This is a genomic window from Brevibacterium sp. ACRRH (assembly GCF_022346365.1).
In the GTDB taxonomy this organism is placed as follows: Bacteria; Actinomycetota; Actinomycetes; order Actinomycetales; family Brevibacteriaceae; genus Brevibacterium; species Brevibacterium paucivorans.
Genome location: NZ_JAKRMN010000010.1, coordinates 42,008 through 57,986, shown reverse-complemented (window position 1 = coordinate 57,986; position 15,979 = coordinate 42,008). Strand labels below are relative to the sequence as shown.

Sequence of the window (15,979 nt, the reverse complement as noted above, 5' to 3'; positions counted from 1 at the left end):
AACCTAGATGGAGAATGAGTGTCCGTTCAACCTGAAGGCATCACCAACCCGCCTATCGACGACCTGCTCGAAAAGACCGAATCCAAGTACGAACTGGTCATCGAAGCATCCCGTCGTGCACGCCAGATCAACGCGTACTACGCACAGCTCCAGGAAGGTCTGCTCGAAAACGTGGGTCCGCTGGTGACACCAGAACCCAACGAGAAGCCTCTGTCGATCGCACTGCGTGAAATCGACGAAGACAAGATCATCATCCGCGAGGCAACCGAAGCCGACTTCGCAACTCCGGAACCTGAACCTTCTGCTACCGACGACCTCGGTTTCACTTTTGACCAGGACGTCGAAGCCTAAGTGAATATCGTTCTGGGAGTCGCCGGGGGCATCGCCGCGTACAAAGCGTGCCATGTCGTCCGGTTGCTCAAAGAACAAGGGCACAGCGTGCGTGTCGTGCCCACCGAGGCGGCCCTGAAGTTCGTGGGAGCCCCCACCTGGGAAGCGCTGTCAGGCCAACCCGTGGCCACCGACGTGTTTGACCGCGTCGAAGAAGTGCAACACGTCAACGTGGGACACAGCGCCGACCTCGTGATCGTTGCGCCCGCAACCGCCGATCTGCTTTCCCGTGCCCGATCAGGCATGGGCAACGACATGCTCTCGGCCACCCTGCTCGTGACCACCTGCCCGGTGGTGTACGTACCGGCGATGCACACCGAAATGTGGCTCAACCCAGCCACGCAAGACAACGTTGCGACCTTGCGCGACCGCGGTGCTCATGTCATGGAACCCGCATCGGGCCGTCTGACAGGAGCGGACTCCGGCCCCGGGCGTTTGCCCGAACCAGCAGAAATCGTTGAGTACGCGCTTTCGAAGGCGGGGGAGACACCTCCGGTTGGAAACCACGCTCTCGCTGGAACTCGCGTGTTGATTTCGGCCGGTGGAACCCGCGAACCCCTGGACCCCGTGCGCTACCTGGGCAACCGCTCTTCAGGAAAACAAGGCGTTGCCTTGGCACAGGTTGCCCTGGAGATGGGCGCTCACGTGACCGTATGTGCGGCAAACATCGCCAGCGATGTACTTGAGCCCATCCGTGGCCGTGCCACGATCGTGCCAGTCGAAACCACAGCGGAACTTCACGAGCAGTGTGTGGCGCACGGAGAAAAGTCCGACCTCATCATCATGGCAGCGGCCGTGGCCGACTACCGGCCGGCAGAGATCGCTGAACACAAGATGAAGAAGTCCGGCGATGACGGCATGACGCTGTCCCTGGTTCAGAATCCAGACATCCTCAAAGACCTTGTCGCACGGTTCGGTGACACAAAAAACATTGTGGGCTTCGCTGCCGAAACGGGTACTGCCGACGACACACCCGAAACCCTGGCTCAACAAAAACTCTTACGCAAGGGATGCCGTGCGCTTGTGTTTAACAGTGTGGCGCAGGGGGCAGTGTTTGGTGACGATGCCACCTCGGTCATTGTGTACGAGCGCGACGGAAGCCAGGTACGTGAGCTTGTACGCGCCTCAGGATCCAAGCAGGAAGTGTCACGCGTTGTCATGGAGTCGGTAGCTCAGTTGCTGCCCAGCTAGACTGTCTGTCGTGAAAAGCTTGCGTTACTTTACTTCCGAATCGGTTACCGAAGGGCACCCCGACAAAATCTGCGACCAGATTTCTGACGCAGTTCTGGACAATCTGCTGGCGCAAGACCAGCGGTCCCGTGTCGCGGTAGAAACCCTGGTCACCACCGGCCTCGTTCACGTAGCCGGTGAAGTTACTACCGATGGCTACGCCGATGTGGCCACGATTGCACGTGACGTCATCACCGGTATCGGATACACCAACTCAGACATGGGATTCGACGGGCACTCGTGCGGTGTCACCGTGTCGATCGGCTCGCAGTCCACTAACATCTCCGACGGTGTCACCACCTCGATCGAAGCCCGCGCCGGCGGAAACGACCCTCTGGAACGTCTGGGCGCTGGAGACCAAGGACTCATGTTCGGATACGCCGACAACGCGACTTCTGAACTCATGCCCATGCCCATCCACCTGGCCCACCGCATGTCCCAACGACTCTCCGAAGTGCGTAAAAACGGCACCGTGGACTATCTGCGACCCGACGGCAAAACTCAGGTGACGATCGGTTACGACGGCGACAAGGCCGTGAGCGTGGACTGCGTGGTGCTGTCCTCTCAGCACGCGGAAGGTACCGACCACCGCCAGCTGGAAAGCGACATCCGCGAACACGTCATCAACCCCATCTTGGCAGACTCCGGGCTGGACACCTCGGGCACGGAATTCTGGATCAACCCCGCAGGGCCCTTCACCGTGGGTGGCCCCATGGGCGACGCGGGGCTCACCGGCCGCAAGATCATCGTGGACACCTACGGCGGTTTCGCCCGTCACGGAGGTGGCGCGTTCTCGGGTAAGGACCCGTCCAAGGTGGACCGCTCGGGCGCCTACGCGATGCGGTGGGTCGCCAAGAACGTCGTGGCAGCCGGACTGGCCGACCGCGCTGAAGTTCAGGTGGCCTACGCGATCGGGAAGTCGCACCCCGTGGGCTTGTACGTAGAAACGTTCGGCACGGAAAAAGAAGACCCCGCGCGCATCGAAAAAGCGATCGATGAAGTGTTCGACCTGCGACCGGCAGCCATCATTCGCGAACTCGCGCTCAACCGCCCCATCTACAACCTGACCAGCACGTACGGTCACTTTGGGCGCGAACTTCCCGAATTCACATGGGAAAACACCGACCGCGCAGAAGCCCTCACACAAGCAATCTAAACCACGGTCCCTGCCCGCGGTGGCGTCGCCGGGATAACCACTAGACTCGAAGAATGGAACTACCCGGCTTCGACCACCAGTTGCGGATACGTGGGGGACTCACCCCGGCGCCGTCCCAACCCGTCGCGGCCGTCCTCCTGGAAACGCCCGTGCCCCACTTAGCGCGCACGTTCGACTACGCGGTCACAGATACTTTGCACGACGAAGCCCAACCGGGTGCGCGGGTGCGCGTGAAGTTTTCCGGCCGGCTCATGAGCGGGTTCATCGTGGCGCGCACGGACACCACCGACCACGACGGCGAACTCCACGCCTTGGAGCGCGTCACCTCACCCGTGCCGGTTCTCACGCCCGAACTTCTGGACCTGTGTACCTCGCTTGCGAACAAGTATGCGGGAACTGTCCCGGACGTAGTCCGGCTCGCCATCCCACCCCGCCACGCGGGCGGCGAGAAGACAGCGTTAGGGGCGGACACCTCGGCGACCCCCACCTTCACCGACCTCCCCGCGCCCATAGCCGACAGCGAAACGGACTTCCTCACCGCCTTGCGCACATGGGTGCAGACGGATGGGCAGGTGCCCGGACCTCGGGCGGCGTTCGCGGTGCCACCGGGGGAGCGGCCCGGGTTGGGGTGGGTGCATGCCGCCCTGCGGGCCACCGCCGAGGTCGTCGCGGCTGACCGCTCCGTGCTTATCGTGGTGCCTGACCAGTCCAGTGTCGAAGCCGTGACGTCGTTGCTGGGCCCGGCTGCCGTCACGCTTACGCACGAACAAGGCCCGCAAGCACGCTGGTCGGCCTGGGTGAAAGCCGCGACCGGGAAGGCGCGCGTGGTGGTGGGCACCCGTGCCAGCGCGTATGTTCCCATGCCGGATTTGGGTCTCATCGTCATGTGTTTTGACGATGAGGACGCGTTCATCGAACCCAGGGCGCCTTACTGCCATGCCAGAGCTGTTGTGTGTGAACGTGTCGCGCAGACGCAGGTAGCCACCCTGTTCGTTGATCACGCACGTAGCGTCGACGTGCAACGCCTGGTGGACGCGGGGTGGATGGGTGACGTGACGCTGTCTCGCCCACGGATGCGGGAACTCACCCCGGTTGTCCTGGACTCGGGGTTCACCCGGTCAATCGCCGATTTCTCTTCGCTACCCGAACGGGCCTTCGACCTCATGCGCCAAGCCCTGGGCCGTGCAAAAACCCAAGGGCTTGTGGGCCCGGTGCTTGTACAAGTTCCGCGCACCGGCTACATCACGCTTGTGGTGTGTGAGCGGTGCCGCGAAACCGTGCGCTGCTCATGTGGAGCACCCATCAAGGCGGCCAGTGTGACCGGCCCGTTTGCGTGTTCCGCGTGCGGGAACCGCATCGACCAGGTGACGTGCGAATGCGGGTCGACCCGATTCCGTTCGGCCGGCCAAGGCTTAGAAACCGTCCACTACGAGCTGGGGCGCGCATTCCCCGGCGTGCCTGTTGTGCGCAGTGGCGGTGACCGGATTATTTCGCGCGTGGACCCCGAACCACAGATCGTCGTGGCCACCACCGGCGCTGAGCCGTACACGGAAGGCGGGTACGCTCTGGCACTGCTCTTTGACACGCTGTGGCCCGGCCCCAGTTTGCGCTCCACCCAAACCGCAATCGCCCGTCGCATGCGAGCCGTCAACCTGGTGCGTCCCGCACCCGGGCGCGTCCTAGTGCTGGACGAAAACCCCGACATCATCCGCACACTTGTCCACTACGACCCCGTGGGATGGGCTCAGCACGAACTCGAGATCCGCGAGGAACTGGGCATGCCACCCGTGGTACGCACCGGTGAAGTGTCCGGGACGCGCGCCGTCGTTGACCAAACGCTGGCTCAACTGAAGGCCATCGACGGGGTGAAACTGTTCGAAGAACGCGAAAGACCACCCCGCTCCCACTACACACGCAACAGCACAGACGACGACGCAACTATCACCGCCGTCATCGGTATCGAACGACACGCGTCCGCCCAGGTGACGGAACTTCTCAAGCGGATTACCACCTCGGCGATCATGCACGGCAAACCCGCCCCCCGCATCCGGATAGACGACCCCGACGCCCTGTAGCATGGAGGGCGTGAGAATCGTCTTTGCTGGAACCCCATCCGTCGCAGTGCCCGCACTCCACGCCCTGCGTGAACACCACAACGTGGTCGCCGTGCTCACCCGGCCCGACGCGCCGGTGGGACGCAAACGCATCATGACCCCCAGCCCGGTCAAAACCGCGGCCCTCGATGCGGGAATCGACGTGATCGAAGCGTCACAGGTCAACGACGAGGTGTGTGAACGCATAGCCCAGTACCAGCCAGACGCCGGAGCCGTTGTGGCCTACGGGGCGCTTTTGAAAGACAACGCGCTTTCGCTGCCCACGCACGGCTGGTTCAACCTGCACTTCTCCGTGCTCCCGGCTTACCGCGGCGCCGCACCCGTGCAATGGGCGCTTATCAACGGCGACACCACAACCGGCCTCACCGTGTTCCAACTGGACCGGGGCATGGACACCGGGCCGGTGCTGGACCAACGCGAATACCCGCTACCCAGCAAGGACGCTGGCGACATGCTCGAAGAGTTCGCCCACGCCGGAGCGCAGCAACTGACAGAAGCGCTCACGCGACTCGAAAACGGTGACGCCACTCTGGAACCACAAACGGGCGAGGCGACGTACGCGCCCAAACTCAGCGCGCAAGATGCACACTTGAACTTCGCCCTGCCGGCCCGCGAACTCGTGGCCCGCAGCCACGGCGTCTCACCCATGCCCGGACCGTGGTCAACTATCGACGGCAAACGCACCAAACTCGCCGGGCTCAGCGAAACCCAGGTTCAGGTTCCCGCAGGGGAGATCCGCGAACTCGACGGCCAGATTCTCATCGGAACGGGAACCACCGCAGTCCAGGTAGAACGCATCCAGCCGTTTGGAAAACCCATGATGGACGCCCACGACTTTGTGCGCGGCAACGCCAACGCCGTGTTTGACGTAGAAGGACAGTAACGTGACAGACGCATCAGATCGCAAGAATAACTCGCGGGGCTCGCGCGGAGGTCGTGGTTCAGAGGGCCGTGGCCGAGGTGGTAAGGAGTTCGGTGGAAACCGAGGCCGAGGTGGTAAGAAGTTTCAGGGTCACCGGGAACGTCCCAAGGCGAACCCCCGGGTGATCGCGTGGGAAGTTCTGCGCGATGTGGACCTCAACGATGCGTACGCGAACTTGTTGTTGCCCGCCAAACTTGAACGCACGCGCATGAGTGGGCCGGACGCGGCCATGTGTACGGAAATGACGTACGGAACCCTGCGTGCCAGACGGTTCTACGACGCCATCATCGAAAAAGTGTCTGACCGTCCCGTTGACCAGATCGAAGCCGCCGTGCTCAACGCGATGCGTCTAGGTGCTCACCAGATTCTTGCCATGCGCGTGGCAGATCACGCTGCCGTCTCTGAAACCGTGGGCGTGATCAGCAAGAACGCTGACACAAAGATTGCGAACCGCGCCGCCGGGTTCGTCAACGCGATTCTGCGCCGGATCACGGAGAAGTCCCGCGAAGAATGGCTCGAGGTCGTGACTGAGGGGCTTAGCGACGACGAACGCCTGGAAATCTCCACCTCCCACCCGGCCTGGATCATTCGGTCACTTCGCCAAGCACTCGTTGCCAACGGGCGAAACGCCGAGGAACTCACACAACTACTCGAAGCCCACAACACCCCTGCCCGCGTGTGCCTATCCGTTCTGGACGGAACCCGCGACCAGGTAGCGCAGAAGCACGGCGAACCCACCGAACTCTCGCCCATCGGAGTGACCCTCACCCACGGCGACCCCGCGCACGTGGATGCCGTTGCCAGCGGGCACGCCCGGGTTCAGGACGAAGGGTCACAGCTCGTCGCCCTGGCGCTCGTGGAAGCGGAAGCCCACGAAGACCCTTCTGACCCATGGCTAGACCTGTGCGCAGGCCCAGGAGGAAAGACCTCGGTGCTGGCCGCGCACGCGGGCAACAAAAAGGTGGACGCGGTCGACGCCTCGGCACACCGTACGGAACTCGTGAAAGACTCCACCCGCGCGTTCGACAACGTGCAGGCAGTTAACGACGACGGTCGCGAATTCGCGGCGGCCCACCCCAACACGTACGCCAGGGTGCTGGTCGACGTGCCATGCTCCGGCCTCGGCGCACTTCGACGTCGCCCCGAAGCCCGCTGGCGTCGCAAACCCAGCGACATTGGCGCGCTTGGGGGAGTGCAACGCGATCTTCTGCGTACTGCGATCGAAGCCACTAAATCCGGCGGGGTCATTGCCTACACCACGTGCTCACCGCACGTGGCAGAAACTCTGATGGTGGTCGAAGACATCGCGAAGAAGCAGCCGGTGACGGTCATGGACGCCCCCGAGGTGGTTGCCCAGCTGTCTGGAAAGCCGGCCCAAACTTTTGAATCAGCAACCGTAGCTTCCGGACGTGTGGTGCAACTGTGGCCGCACATCCACTCGACCGACGGAATGTTCCTAGCCCTTCTGAAGAAAGACTGAGCCGTGAAGATTCACCCTTCTATTCTTTCTGCCGACTTTGCCAACCTCGAAGCCGAACTCAAGCGCATCAGCAATGCCGATATGGCCCACGTCGATGTCATGGACAACCACTTCGTGCCCAACCTGACGTTTGGTCCTCCTGTGGTTGAACGGATCAAAGCCGTGTCGCCGGTTCCCATCGATGCTCACCTCATGATCGCCGACGCCGACCGCAACGCACCCGTGTACGCAGAAATGGGGTGCGAATCCGTGACGTTCCACCTCGAAGCCGCTGCCGCTCCCGTGCGTTTAGCCCGGGAACTCCGCCGTCTGGGTGCGCAAGCCTCGGTGGCAATCAAGCCGGCCACCCCAGTCGAGCCGCTGTTCGACCTGTTAGGGGAGTTCGATCAAGTGCTCATCATGACGGTGGAGCCAGGCTTTGGCGGCCAGAAGTTCCTGGACGTGTGCCTGCCCAAGGTGAAGCGTCTGCGTGCAGCGATCTCCGAGCAGAACATGAAAGTCAACATCCAAGTTGATGGCGGAATCTCAGCTTCAACCTTGGACCAAGCAGTCGAAGCCGGGGCCAACGTTTTTGTCGCAGGTTCTGCCGTGTACGGAACCGAAAACCCCGCAGCCACGATCGACGAACTGCGCGACCAAGCACTGGCTCACCAATGATGGGACTTTTCACATGGCTCAACACGCCGGTTTTTGAACTGCTGGGCAAACCGGTCCCGTGGTCAGACTTCCTGGGCAACATCTTCGCCCTTTTGACCGTGTACCTGGCGCTTAAACGCAACATTTTGTCGTGGCCGGTGCAGATCCTAGGATCAGTGCTCCTGTTTTCTGCGTCGGTGTCCGCTCACTTGGGCGGTAATGCGAGTCGCCAAGTGGTCATCATCATCGCCGCGGTGTGGGGATGGATGACGTGGAAGAAGAGCCGCGAAGAATCCGGTGAAGTGCGCGTGCGCTGGGCAACCACCCGCGAACGCGTGGTGCTAGTGGCCGCCCTGCTCGTGGGCACCCTGGGCTTCGGATACATTTTGCACCTGGGCAACTGGTCGTGGAACCCGTTCCCCGACGCATACATCTTCGTGGGCTCACTGGTAGCCATGTACGCGCAAGGAAAAGCCGTCGTCGAATTCTGGTTCGTTTGGCTGGCAGTTGACCTGGTGGGAATTCCCCTGGCCATCATGGGCGGGCTGCTGTTTTCCGGGATTGTGTACTTCATCTTCCTCATTATGGTGATCGTGGGAATCGTGGACTGGGCAAAACGGAGCCGGCAGACCGTGACCCATCCCTCATCTCGGGCCACCACATTCACGTCAGATGACGTGTACTAGCATGAAGGCGTGAAGACTTTTGACGAGCTTTTTGCAGAACTTCAGCACAAAGTTGAAACAGGGGACCCGGACTCCTCAACCGTGAAAGAACACGCCGCTGGGGTCCATGCGATCGGGAAGAAGATCGTGGAAGAAGCCGCCGAGGTGTGGATGGCTGCCGAACACGAAACCGTCGAAGAATTCACCGCCGAAGCGGCCCAGCTCATTTACCACGTCCAGGTCATGATGCTCGCAAAAGGTGTCAACCCAGAAGACGTGTACAAACAGCTCTAGCAGGAGATCCCATGTTGCGAATTGCCGTACCCAATAAGGGTGCGTTGTCAGAAGCGTCCGCGCACATGCTGCGAGAAGCTGGTTACCATCTGCGATCCAACACCAAGACGCTAGTTCACCGCGACAGCGAAAACGACGTGGAATTCTTTTACCTGCGCCCGCGCGACATCGCGGTGTATGTAGGTTCGGGGATCCTGGACTTGGGCATCACAGGGCGTGACCTGTTGGCCGAATCGGCAGCGGACGCCCACCAGATCATGGAATTGGGTTTTGGTGCTTCCAGGTTCCACTACGCATCGCTCCCCGGGACCTTCAGCAGTGTGCACGACCTGGAAGGCAAACGCATCGCCACCAGTTTCCCCACGTTGGTGAAACGGCACCTGGACGAACACGGTGTCAACGCCCACACCGTCAAGCTCGACGGCGCCGTGGAAGTGTCGATTGAACTGGGTGTCGCCGACGCTATCGCCGATGTCGTCGAAACCGGTTCGACCCTGCGACAAGCCGGTTTAGAAACCTTTGGGGAACCCATCATGCATTCGCAAGGGGTTCTCATCGCGCGCGACGGAGTGGAAGACAAAGACCTTCCCGAACGCGCCCACGTGCTTCTGCGTCGCCTCAAATCCGTGAGCGTTGCACGCACCTACGTCATGATGGACTACGACATCCGGGTTAAAGACTTAGAACGCGCAACCGAGCTCACCCCGGGGCTGGAAAGCCCCACGGTCTCGACTCTGCAAGACCCCGAATGGTGCGCGGTGCGCTCCATGATTAAAACCAAGGACGTTCACGCAGTCATGGACAAGCTGTACGACGTTGGGGCTCGCGCGATTCTGGTGACCAACATTGGTGCCTGCAGAATTTAAACCCTTTAGAGCTCGCAAGGTGCGTGCGCTGTGTTTCACGCTCGCACCTATTGTGGTGCTGGCCTATCTGGCACTCTCGATTGCTTTAACGGTCATTGAATGGAAGTCTTGGCACGGCTACGACATCGTGTGGATGAACCTGCTTGGACTGCTCTTCGGGTTCGTTGTGTGGCGTGTGGGAGCAATTGAAGCGCGCCCCAGCCCCACAGGCCTCACCGTCCGCAACATCTTCTCCACTCACTTCTACGAGTGGAACCAAATCATCGACGCCCACCTGCCCTTAAGTTCCTCCTGGGCAGTCTTGGACCTCAATGACGGAACAACCACCTCGGTCATGGCCATCCAACACTCAGATGCTGGGCGGGCGCGGAGCGAGATCAACCGATTACGTACACTCATCGAAACCAACACGAAAGGCGAGCAATGACAGGACCACTGACCGGATACACCGTTGTAGACCTCTCACGCGCACTGGCTGGCCCGCACGCGGGACAATTGTTCGGCGACTTGGGAGCACGGGTCATCAAAGTCGAAAACCCGGCTGCCGGAGACGACACGCGCTCATGGGGCCCACCCTTTGTGGGACCGGAAGACAACCAGCAAGCCACGTATTTCTTGTCATGTAACCGCAACAAGGAATCCATTGCTCTGGACCTCAAGAGCGACGACGGAAAAGACGTCCTCACCAAGCTCATTCGCAAAGCCGATGTTCTCATTGAAAACTTCCGCGTAGGCGTTCTTGCGCGTCTGGGCTTTTCGACCGAACAGCTGCACGAAATCAACCCGCGCCTGGTGATTCTGCAGATCACCGGCTTTGGCCACGACGGCCCCGAAGCGATGCGTGCGGGCTACGACCAGATCGCGCAAGGTGAAGCCGGGCTCATGAGCCTGACCGGACCCGATAAGGACAACATGCAGCGCGTGGGTGTCCCCATTGCGGACCTTCTGGCAGGTATCCACGGAACCCTGGGTGTTTTGGCGGCCCTGCTGGAGCGCGAGCGCACGGGGCAGGGCAAGGTGGTGCGCACCTCGCTCATTTCTGGCATGGTGGGCGTTCACGCCTTCCAGGGAACCCGCGCAACCGTGGCACACGAGACCCCGCTGCCCGGTGGTAACCACCACCCGTCGATTTCGCCTTACGGCATGTTCAACTGCAAGGACGGTGCGGTGCAGATCTCGGTGGGCAATGAACGCCTGTGGCAGAAGTTCTGTGACGCTTTTGGCTTGGACGCGGGTGCCGAAGGGATGGCGACCAACACCGAACGTGTGACCAACCGTCCCGCTGTGACCGCGGCCGTGGAAGAGAAGTTTGGGCAGTACCCGGCTCAGGAGTTGCTTGAGAAGCTCTCCGAGGCCGGTATCCCTGCGGGGAAGGTACGCACCCTTCCCGAGGTGTATGAATGGGAGCAGGCTCTGTCCCAGCACCTCAAGATCTCCGTTGACCACCCAGTGCTGGGCGACATCGATCTGCCCGGTCCAGCCATCCGGTTCTTTGACGTGGACGGGGGAGCCGAAACCGAAACCACCCGCCTTGAGCACCAGGCTCCTCCTCTTCTCAACGCGGATGACGAGAAGATCCGCGCATGGATCGAGGAAGCATGAAACGCCTCTCAGTTTCCGAACTCCTCGACATCGTTGTAGACCCAGGCACGTTCCAAAGCTGGGACGAAGAACCAATAGTTCCCGCCGGAGGAATCTCCGAGGACTACGCAGCCGACCTCGAGGCGGCACGTGAGAAGTCCGGGGTCGACGAAGCCGTTGTCACCGGCGAAGGCCTGGTGAAAGGCCGGCGCGTGGCCCTGGTCGCGTGTGAATTCCGGTTCCTCGCCGGCTCGATCGGTGTGGCGGCAGCCGAACGTTTAGTGCAAGCGATTGAGCGCGCAACGGCCGAAGGGCTCCCGGTTCTGGCTGGGCCGGCATCGGGCGGGACGCGCATGCAAGAAGGAACAGTTGCGTTCCTCTCGATGGTCAAGATCACCGCGGCCGTCCACGCTCACCGCAAAGCAGGTCTGCCATTCCTGGTGTACCTGCGCCACCCCACAACCGGCGGTGTGTTCGCCTCCTGGGGATCGTTGGGACACTTCACCGTGGCCGAACCGGGAGCACTCGTGGGATTCCTGGGTCCGCGCGTGTACGAACAGATCTACAACCAGAAATTCCCGGAAGGCGTGCAGACCTCGGACAATCTGCACCGCCACGGAATTATCGACGGAATCATTGGGCCCGAACGGATTCCGGAGACCGTCTCCAAGGTTCTGGGAATCCTCATGGGTGCCCGCGAAGTCCCCAGCCCCGTAGCCGACCCACACACGGCCCCGGAAATTGAGCCCCAAGACACGCGCGCGTGGGACATCATCACCGCGTCGCGCAACCCAGACCGGCCCGGTGTGCGTGAACTCCTGCGGTGGGGTGCCAGCGATGTAGTGCCACTGTCTGGAACCGGCCAAGGTGAAAGTGACCGAGGTCTGCTCCTGGCTCTGGCTCGCTTTGGGTCTGCGCCCGCGATCGTGCTGGGACAAGACCGGCGACGTCAGCGCAGCCACGAACCCATGGGCCCGGCGGCACTTCGCCAGGCCCGCCGCGGAATGGCCCTGGCTGGTGAACTGCACATCCCTCTTGTCACCGTCATCGACACGCCCGGTGCGGCGCTGTCGAAGGCGGCCGAAGAAGGTGGACTCGCAGGTGAAATCGCGCGATCGCTATCGGACTTGGTGACACTCAAAGCGCCCACCGTGTCACTCATCATGGGTGAAGGATCCGGCGGCGGAGCACTCGCACTCATCCCAACCGACCGGGTTCTCACCGCGCAAAACGGATGGTTGTCGCCGCTTCCGCCGGAAGGGGCCTCGGCGATTGTGTACCGGGACACCGAACACGCTGCCGAGATGGCGCAGTACCAAAAGGTGCAGGCGGAACACTTGAAAGCCAACGGAATTGCCGACCGCATTATTGCGGAAAAGCCCGACGCAACCGATGAGCCGCAAGAGTTCGTCAAGCGGGTGGCATCAGCTCTCGAGTACGAAATCATCGACCTCATGCGCAAACCCATCCACCGACGCTACGGCCAGCGTCTGGACCGGTACCGGGCACTGGGGCTGTAATGTCGCTCGCAGCTCGTGTCATTCCGTGCCTCGACGTCAAAGACGGTCGAGTGGTCAAGGGCGTGAACTTCATGGACCTCCGCGACGCCGGAGACCCCATCGAATGTGCCCGCGCCTACGCGGCTGAAGGCGCCGACGAACTGGTGTTCCTCGACGTCACCGCGTCGAGTGCTGGGCGCGCACCCACATATGACATGGTCAACCAGGTGGCCCAAGAAATCTTCATCCCATTCGCCGTGGGCGGTGGCATCCGGTCGTGTGACGACGTCGACCGGATGTTGCGCGAAGGTGCTGACAAAGTGGGGGTGAACACGGCTGCTATCGCACGACCCGAACTCATCTCGGAGATCGCCAGGCGCTTTGGCAACCAAGTATTGGGGCTGTCAGCCGACGTTCGCAGATCACCCGCAACCACCTCGGGCATGGAAGTCACCACGCACGGCGGGCGCACGGGAACGGGGATCGACGCGCTGGAGTGGTTGGCGCGAGCCCAGGATCTGGGAGCCGGCGAAATCTTGCTCAACAGCATGGATGCAGACGGCACCAAAAAGGGATTCGACCTCGAGATGATCGAACAGGCACGCCAGGTCGTGGACCTGCCACTCATCGCCTCCGGTGGGGCCGGCGCGGTCGAACACTTTGCGCCGGCGATTCGCGCAGGAGCCGACGCCGTGCTCGCAGCGAGCGTGTTCCACTTTGGGGACTTCACGATTGGGGACGTGAAAGCGGAACTGAAACGCGAAGGAATCGACGTTCGATGAGTGAAATTTCAGTAGCGAACGTGTCCTACGGTCCTCAAGGGCTGGTGCCTGCAGTCGTGCAAGACACGCACACAAAGGACGTGCTCATGCTCGCCTGGATGAACGAAGAGGCCCTGCGGCTGACTCTGACAACGGGCAAGGCCACGTACTGGTCACGGTCACGACAACAGCTCTGGGTGAAAGGTGAAACCTCCGGGCACACGCAGAAGGTAGTGAGCGTGCACGTGGATTGTGACGCTGATACCGTTCTTCTCGAAGTTGAACAGACCGGGGCCGCATGCCACACGCTCACACCCACGTGCTTCACAGGAAGAAGGCTCAATGCAGATGACGTCACTGAGTGAGTTCACGCGCTTAGGCGATAAACACAGGATCGTCCCGGTGTACGCCACCGTGTTGGCTGACAACGAAACGCCACTGTCGGTGTACCGCAAGATCACACGAGGCAACCCCGGCGAGTTCCTGCTTGAGTCCGCTTCAAACGGGACGTGGTCGCGCTATTCCTTTGTGGGGCGTAACCCTCTGGCCACCATCACTGCTGACGCCAACGGTGAGGTCGTGTGGTTGGGCGAGGTTCCCGAAGGTGCGCCTACGCAGGGTGACCCGTTGTCAGTAGTGGAAGATGTGCTCGAGCTTCTGCAGGCGGCTGCGCACCCATCTTTGCCGCCCATGATTTCGTCCTTAGTGGGGTACTTGGGTTGGGACATTATCCGGCGCATTGAAAACCTGGGGCCCAGCCCATTGCGCGAGGACGCGCTTCCAGAACTGTCCATGTCGATTCCCGGCGACGTGGTGATCGTAGACCACTACACCAACGAGCTCACGTTGGTTGCCAACGTAGTCAACGTCAACGGTGAAGAGTCCGGTATCGAAGTGGCCTATCAACGTGGGGTTGAGCGGGTTGAACGTCTGCTGGCCGATATCAACACGCCCAGCGACCCGTCCTTGAGCGTCTACACGCGACCCACCCCAGAGGTCTCGTACAGGACGGAACCCGCGGATTACTTGGCAGCGATCGACGAAGCGAAGAAGCGGATTGTCGACGGCGATATTTTCCAAGTGGTGCTGGGGCAGCGATTCGACATGGACGTGGACGCCACACCACTTGACGTGTACCGCATGTTGCGCAACACCAACCCCAGCCAGTTCATGTACATCATGAACATGCCGGGAGTCGACGGCGACGACTTCACTGTCGTCGGCTCGTCCCCGGAAGCGTTGGTGACCGTGAAAGACTCTGAAGTTGTTACCCACCCCATTGCGGGGTCGCGCCCACGTGGCACTACGGATGCGCAGGACGCCGCGCTGGCTCGCGAGCTCTTGGCTGATGAGAAGGAACGCGCTGAACACCTCATGTTGGTGGATCTTGCGCGCAACGACCTGGCCAAAGTGTGTGTTCCCGGGACCGTTGACGTGGTCGAATACATGGAGATTGAACGGTACAGCACCATCATGCACATCGGATCCACGGTCACGGGTCAGTTGCGCGACGGTGTGACGGGCGTGGACGTCGTCAAGGCCACGTTTCCCGCCGGCACGCTGTCAGGGGCTCCCAAGCCGTCGGCCCTTCGGATCATTGACGAACTCGAAACCGTCTCCCGCAACGTGTATGGCGGGGTCGTGGGGTACATGAGTTTCGCGGGTGACCTGGACTTGGCGATCGCGATCCGCACCGGTGTCATGCGCGCAGGCACACTCACGGTGTACGCCGGCGCCGGAATCGTGGCCGACTCCGATCCAGAATCAGAACTCACGGAATCGAAAAACAAGGCCGCCTCCGTGCTCAACGCCGGCGCGGCCGCGAACACCCTCGGTTCTGTGGGGACACGCGGGGAGGACGAGTGAAACGCTCAACCGCCGTGGTGGCCCTGCTTGTGTGTGCCGGGGTGATGTGGGTGCTGGGTTCCCAGAATTGGGGCGCCGAGGTCGTGAATCAGACACCCGAGGGCGTCCAGGATGTGGGCAGTGAGGCGGTGACGAACCGTGTGGGCATTGCTTTGGCAGCGGTGGCTGCTGTTTTGGCTGTTCTACTTGCGATGGTGGGGCGGTTTGGCCGGTGGGTCGTCGCTGTGATGTACGCGTTGAGCTCCATGGTGTTTGCTGTTGTTGCGGTTGCTCAAACCGATGCAGGCATTCTGCGGTGGGCAGGCCTTGCCGTGGGTGTTCTGGGGGCTGGACTGAGTCTGTTCATTGCTCGCGGATCTGGTAACTGGACCACGCGCAACAAGTACGACCGTGACGCGCACACGTCTACCGACGAGCCCGACTCTGTTTCCGACTGGGACGCGCTCACCAGAGGAGAAGACCCCACATGATGCAGGCGGGTCGGTTTTCTAAACCTGAGAACTCCATGAGACAATGACC

General features: G+C 61.4%; 17 protein-coding genes. All 17 read left to right on the top strand.

The window, feature by feature from the left end; translation table 11 throughout:
- Nucleotides 1-18 precede the first annotated feature (18 nt).
- The 17 genes from rpoZ to MHX53_RS11845 are packed head-to-tail and all read left to right on the top strand — an operon-like array spanning nt 19 to nt 15,930.
- A complete protein-coding gene (gene rpoZ / locus MHX53_RS10015) occupies nt 19-351 on the top strand; it encodes a DNA-directed RNA polymerase subunit omega (protein ID WP_239272609.1) in 333 nt (110 codons plus the stop codon).
- The gene (gene coaBC / locus MHX53_RS10010; protein WP_239272607.1) at nt 352-1,581 is read left to right on the top strand and encodes a bifunctional phosphopantothenoylcysteine decarboxylase/phosphopantothenate--cysteine ligase CoaBC; all 1,230 of its coding nucleotides are present in this window, start codon (nt 352-354) and stop codon (nt 1,579-1,581) included.
- A 10-nt stretch (nt 1,582-1,591) separates the two neighbouring features.
- Nucleotides 1,592-2,776, top strand: a complete 1,185-nt coding sequence (gene metK / locus MHX53_RS10005) for a methionine adenosyltransferase (protein WP_204515948.1) — start codon at nt 1,592-1,594, stop codon at nt 2,774-2,776.
- A gap of 53 nt (nt 2,777-2,829) precedes the next feature.
- The gene (locus MHX53_RS10000; RefSeq protein ID WP_239272605.1) at nt 2,830-4,851 is read left to right on the top strand and encodes a primosomal protein N'; all 2,022 of its coding nucleotides are present in this window, start codon (nt 2,830-2,832) and stop codon (nt 4,849-4,851) included.
- 10 nt (nt 4,852-4,861) lie between these two features.
- The gene (fmt, locus tag MHX53_RS09995; protein ID WP_239272603.1) at nt 4,862-5,773 is read left to right on the top strand and encodes a methionyl-tRNA formyltransferase; all 912 of its coding nucleotides are present in this window, start codon (nt 4,862-4,864) and stop codon (nt 5,771-5,773) included.
- A 1-nt stretch (nt 5,774) separates the two neighbouring features.
- Nucleotides 5,775-7,292, top strand: coding sequence for a transcription antitermination factor NusB (locus MHX53_RS09990; protein WP_239272601.1), 1,518 nt, complete (start codon nt 5,775-5,777; stop codon nt 7,290-7,292).
- Between the two features lie 3 nt (nt 7,293-7,295).
- Nucleotides 7,296-7,949, top strand: a complete 654-nt coding sequence (gene rpe / locus MHX53_RS09985; protein WP_239272599.1) for a ribulose-phosphate 3-epimerase — start codon at nt 7,296-7,298, stop codon at nt 7,947-7,949.
- On the top strand, nt 7,946-8,614 hold the full coding sequence (gene pnuC / locus MHX53_RS09980; protein WP_239272597.1) for a nicotinamide riboside transporter PnuC: 669 nt from the start codon (nt 7,946-7,948) through the stop codon (nt 8,612-8,614). The genes rpe and pnuC overlap by 4 nt, the downstream gene beginning before the upstream one ends.
- A 9-nt stretch (nt 8,615-8,623) precedes the next feature.
- Nucleotides 8,624-8,887 carry a phosphoribosyl-ATP diphosphatase gene (locus MHX53_RS09975; RefSeq protein ID WP_239272595.1) on the top strand — a complete coding sequence of 88 codons (264 nt, stop codon included), beginning with the start codon at nt 8,624-8,626 and terminating at the stop codon, nt 8,885-8,887.
- A gap of 11 nt (nt 8,888-8,898) precedes the next feature.
- Complete coding sequence (gene hisG / locus MHX53_RS09970) at nt 8,899-9,753, top strand: ATP phosphoribosyltransferase (RefSeq protein WP_239272593.1); 855 nt, start codon at nt 8,899-8,901, stop codon at nt 9,751-9,753.
- 19 nt (nt 9,754-9,772) lie between these two features.
- Nucleotides 9,773-10,180: a PH domain-containing protein gene (locus tag MHX53_RS09965; protein ID WP_204515951.1), complete on the top strand. Its 408-nt coding sequence runs from the start codon at nt 9,773-9,775 to the stop codon at nt 10,178-10,180.
- Nucleotides 10,177-11,355, top strand: a complete 1,179-nt coding sequence (locus MHX53_RS09960) for a CaiB/BaiF CoA-transferase family protein (RefSeq protein WP_204515952.1) — start codon at nt 10,177-10,179, stop codon at nt 11,353-11,355. The genes MHX53_RS09965 and MHX53_RS09960 overlap by 4 nt, the downstream gene beginning before the upstream one ends.
- Entirely contained in the window at nt 11,352-12,854 is a 1,503-nt protein-coding gene (locus MHX53_RS09955) for an acetyl-CoA carboxylase carboxyltransferase subunit alpha/beta (protein ID WP_239272591.1), read from the top strand. The genes MHX53_RS09960 and MHX53_RS09955 overlap by 4 nt, the downstream gene beginning before the upstream one ends.
- Nucleotides 12,854-13,615, top strand: coding sequence for an imidazole glycerol phosphate synthase subunit HisF (gene hisF / locus MHX53_RS09950; RefSeq protein ID WP_239272590.1), 762 nt, complete (start codon nt 12,854-12,856; stop codon nt 13,613-13,615). Before MHX53_RS09955 ends, hisF begins: the two co-directional genes overlap by 1 nt.
- A complete protein-coding gene (gene hisI / locus MHX53_RS09945; RefSeq protein WP_239272588.1) occupies nt 13,612-13,959 on the top strand; it encodes a phosphoribosyl-AMP cyclohydrolase in 348 nt (115 codons plus the stop codon). The genes hisF and hisI overlap by 4 nt, the downstream gene beginning before the upstream one ends.
- Entirely contained in the window at nt 13,943-15,460 is a 1,518-nt protein-coding gene (gene trpE, locus MHX53_RS09940; protein ID WP_343212369.1) for an anthranilate synthase component I, read from the top strand. The genes hisI and trpE overlap by 17 nt, the downstream gene beginning before the upstream one ends.
- Nucleotides 15,457-15,930 (top strand): Trp biosynthesis-associated membrane protein, encoded by a 474-nt coding sequence (locus MHX53_RS11845; RefSeq protein ID WP_239272585.1) that lies wholly within the window; start codon nt 15,457-15,459, stop codon nt 15,928-15,930. Before trpE ends, MHX53_RS11845 begins: the two co-directional genes overlap by 4 nt.
- Nucleotides 15,931-15,979 lie beyond the last annotated feature (49 nt).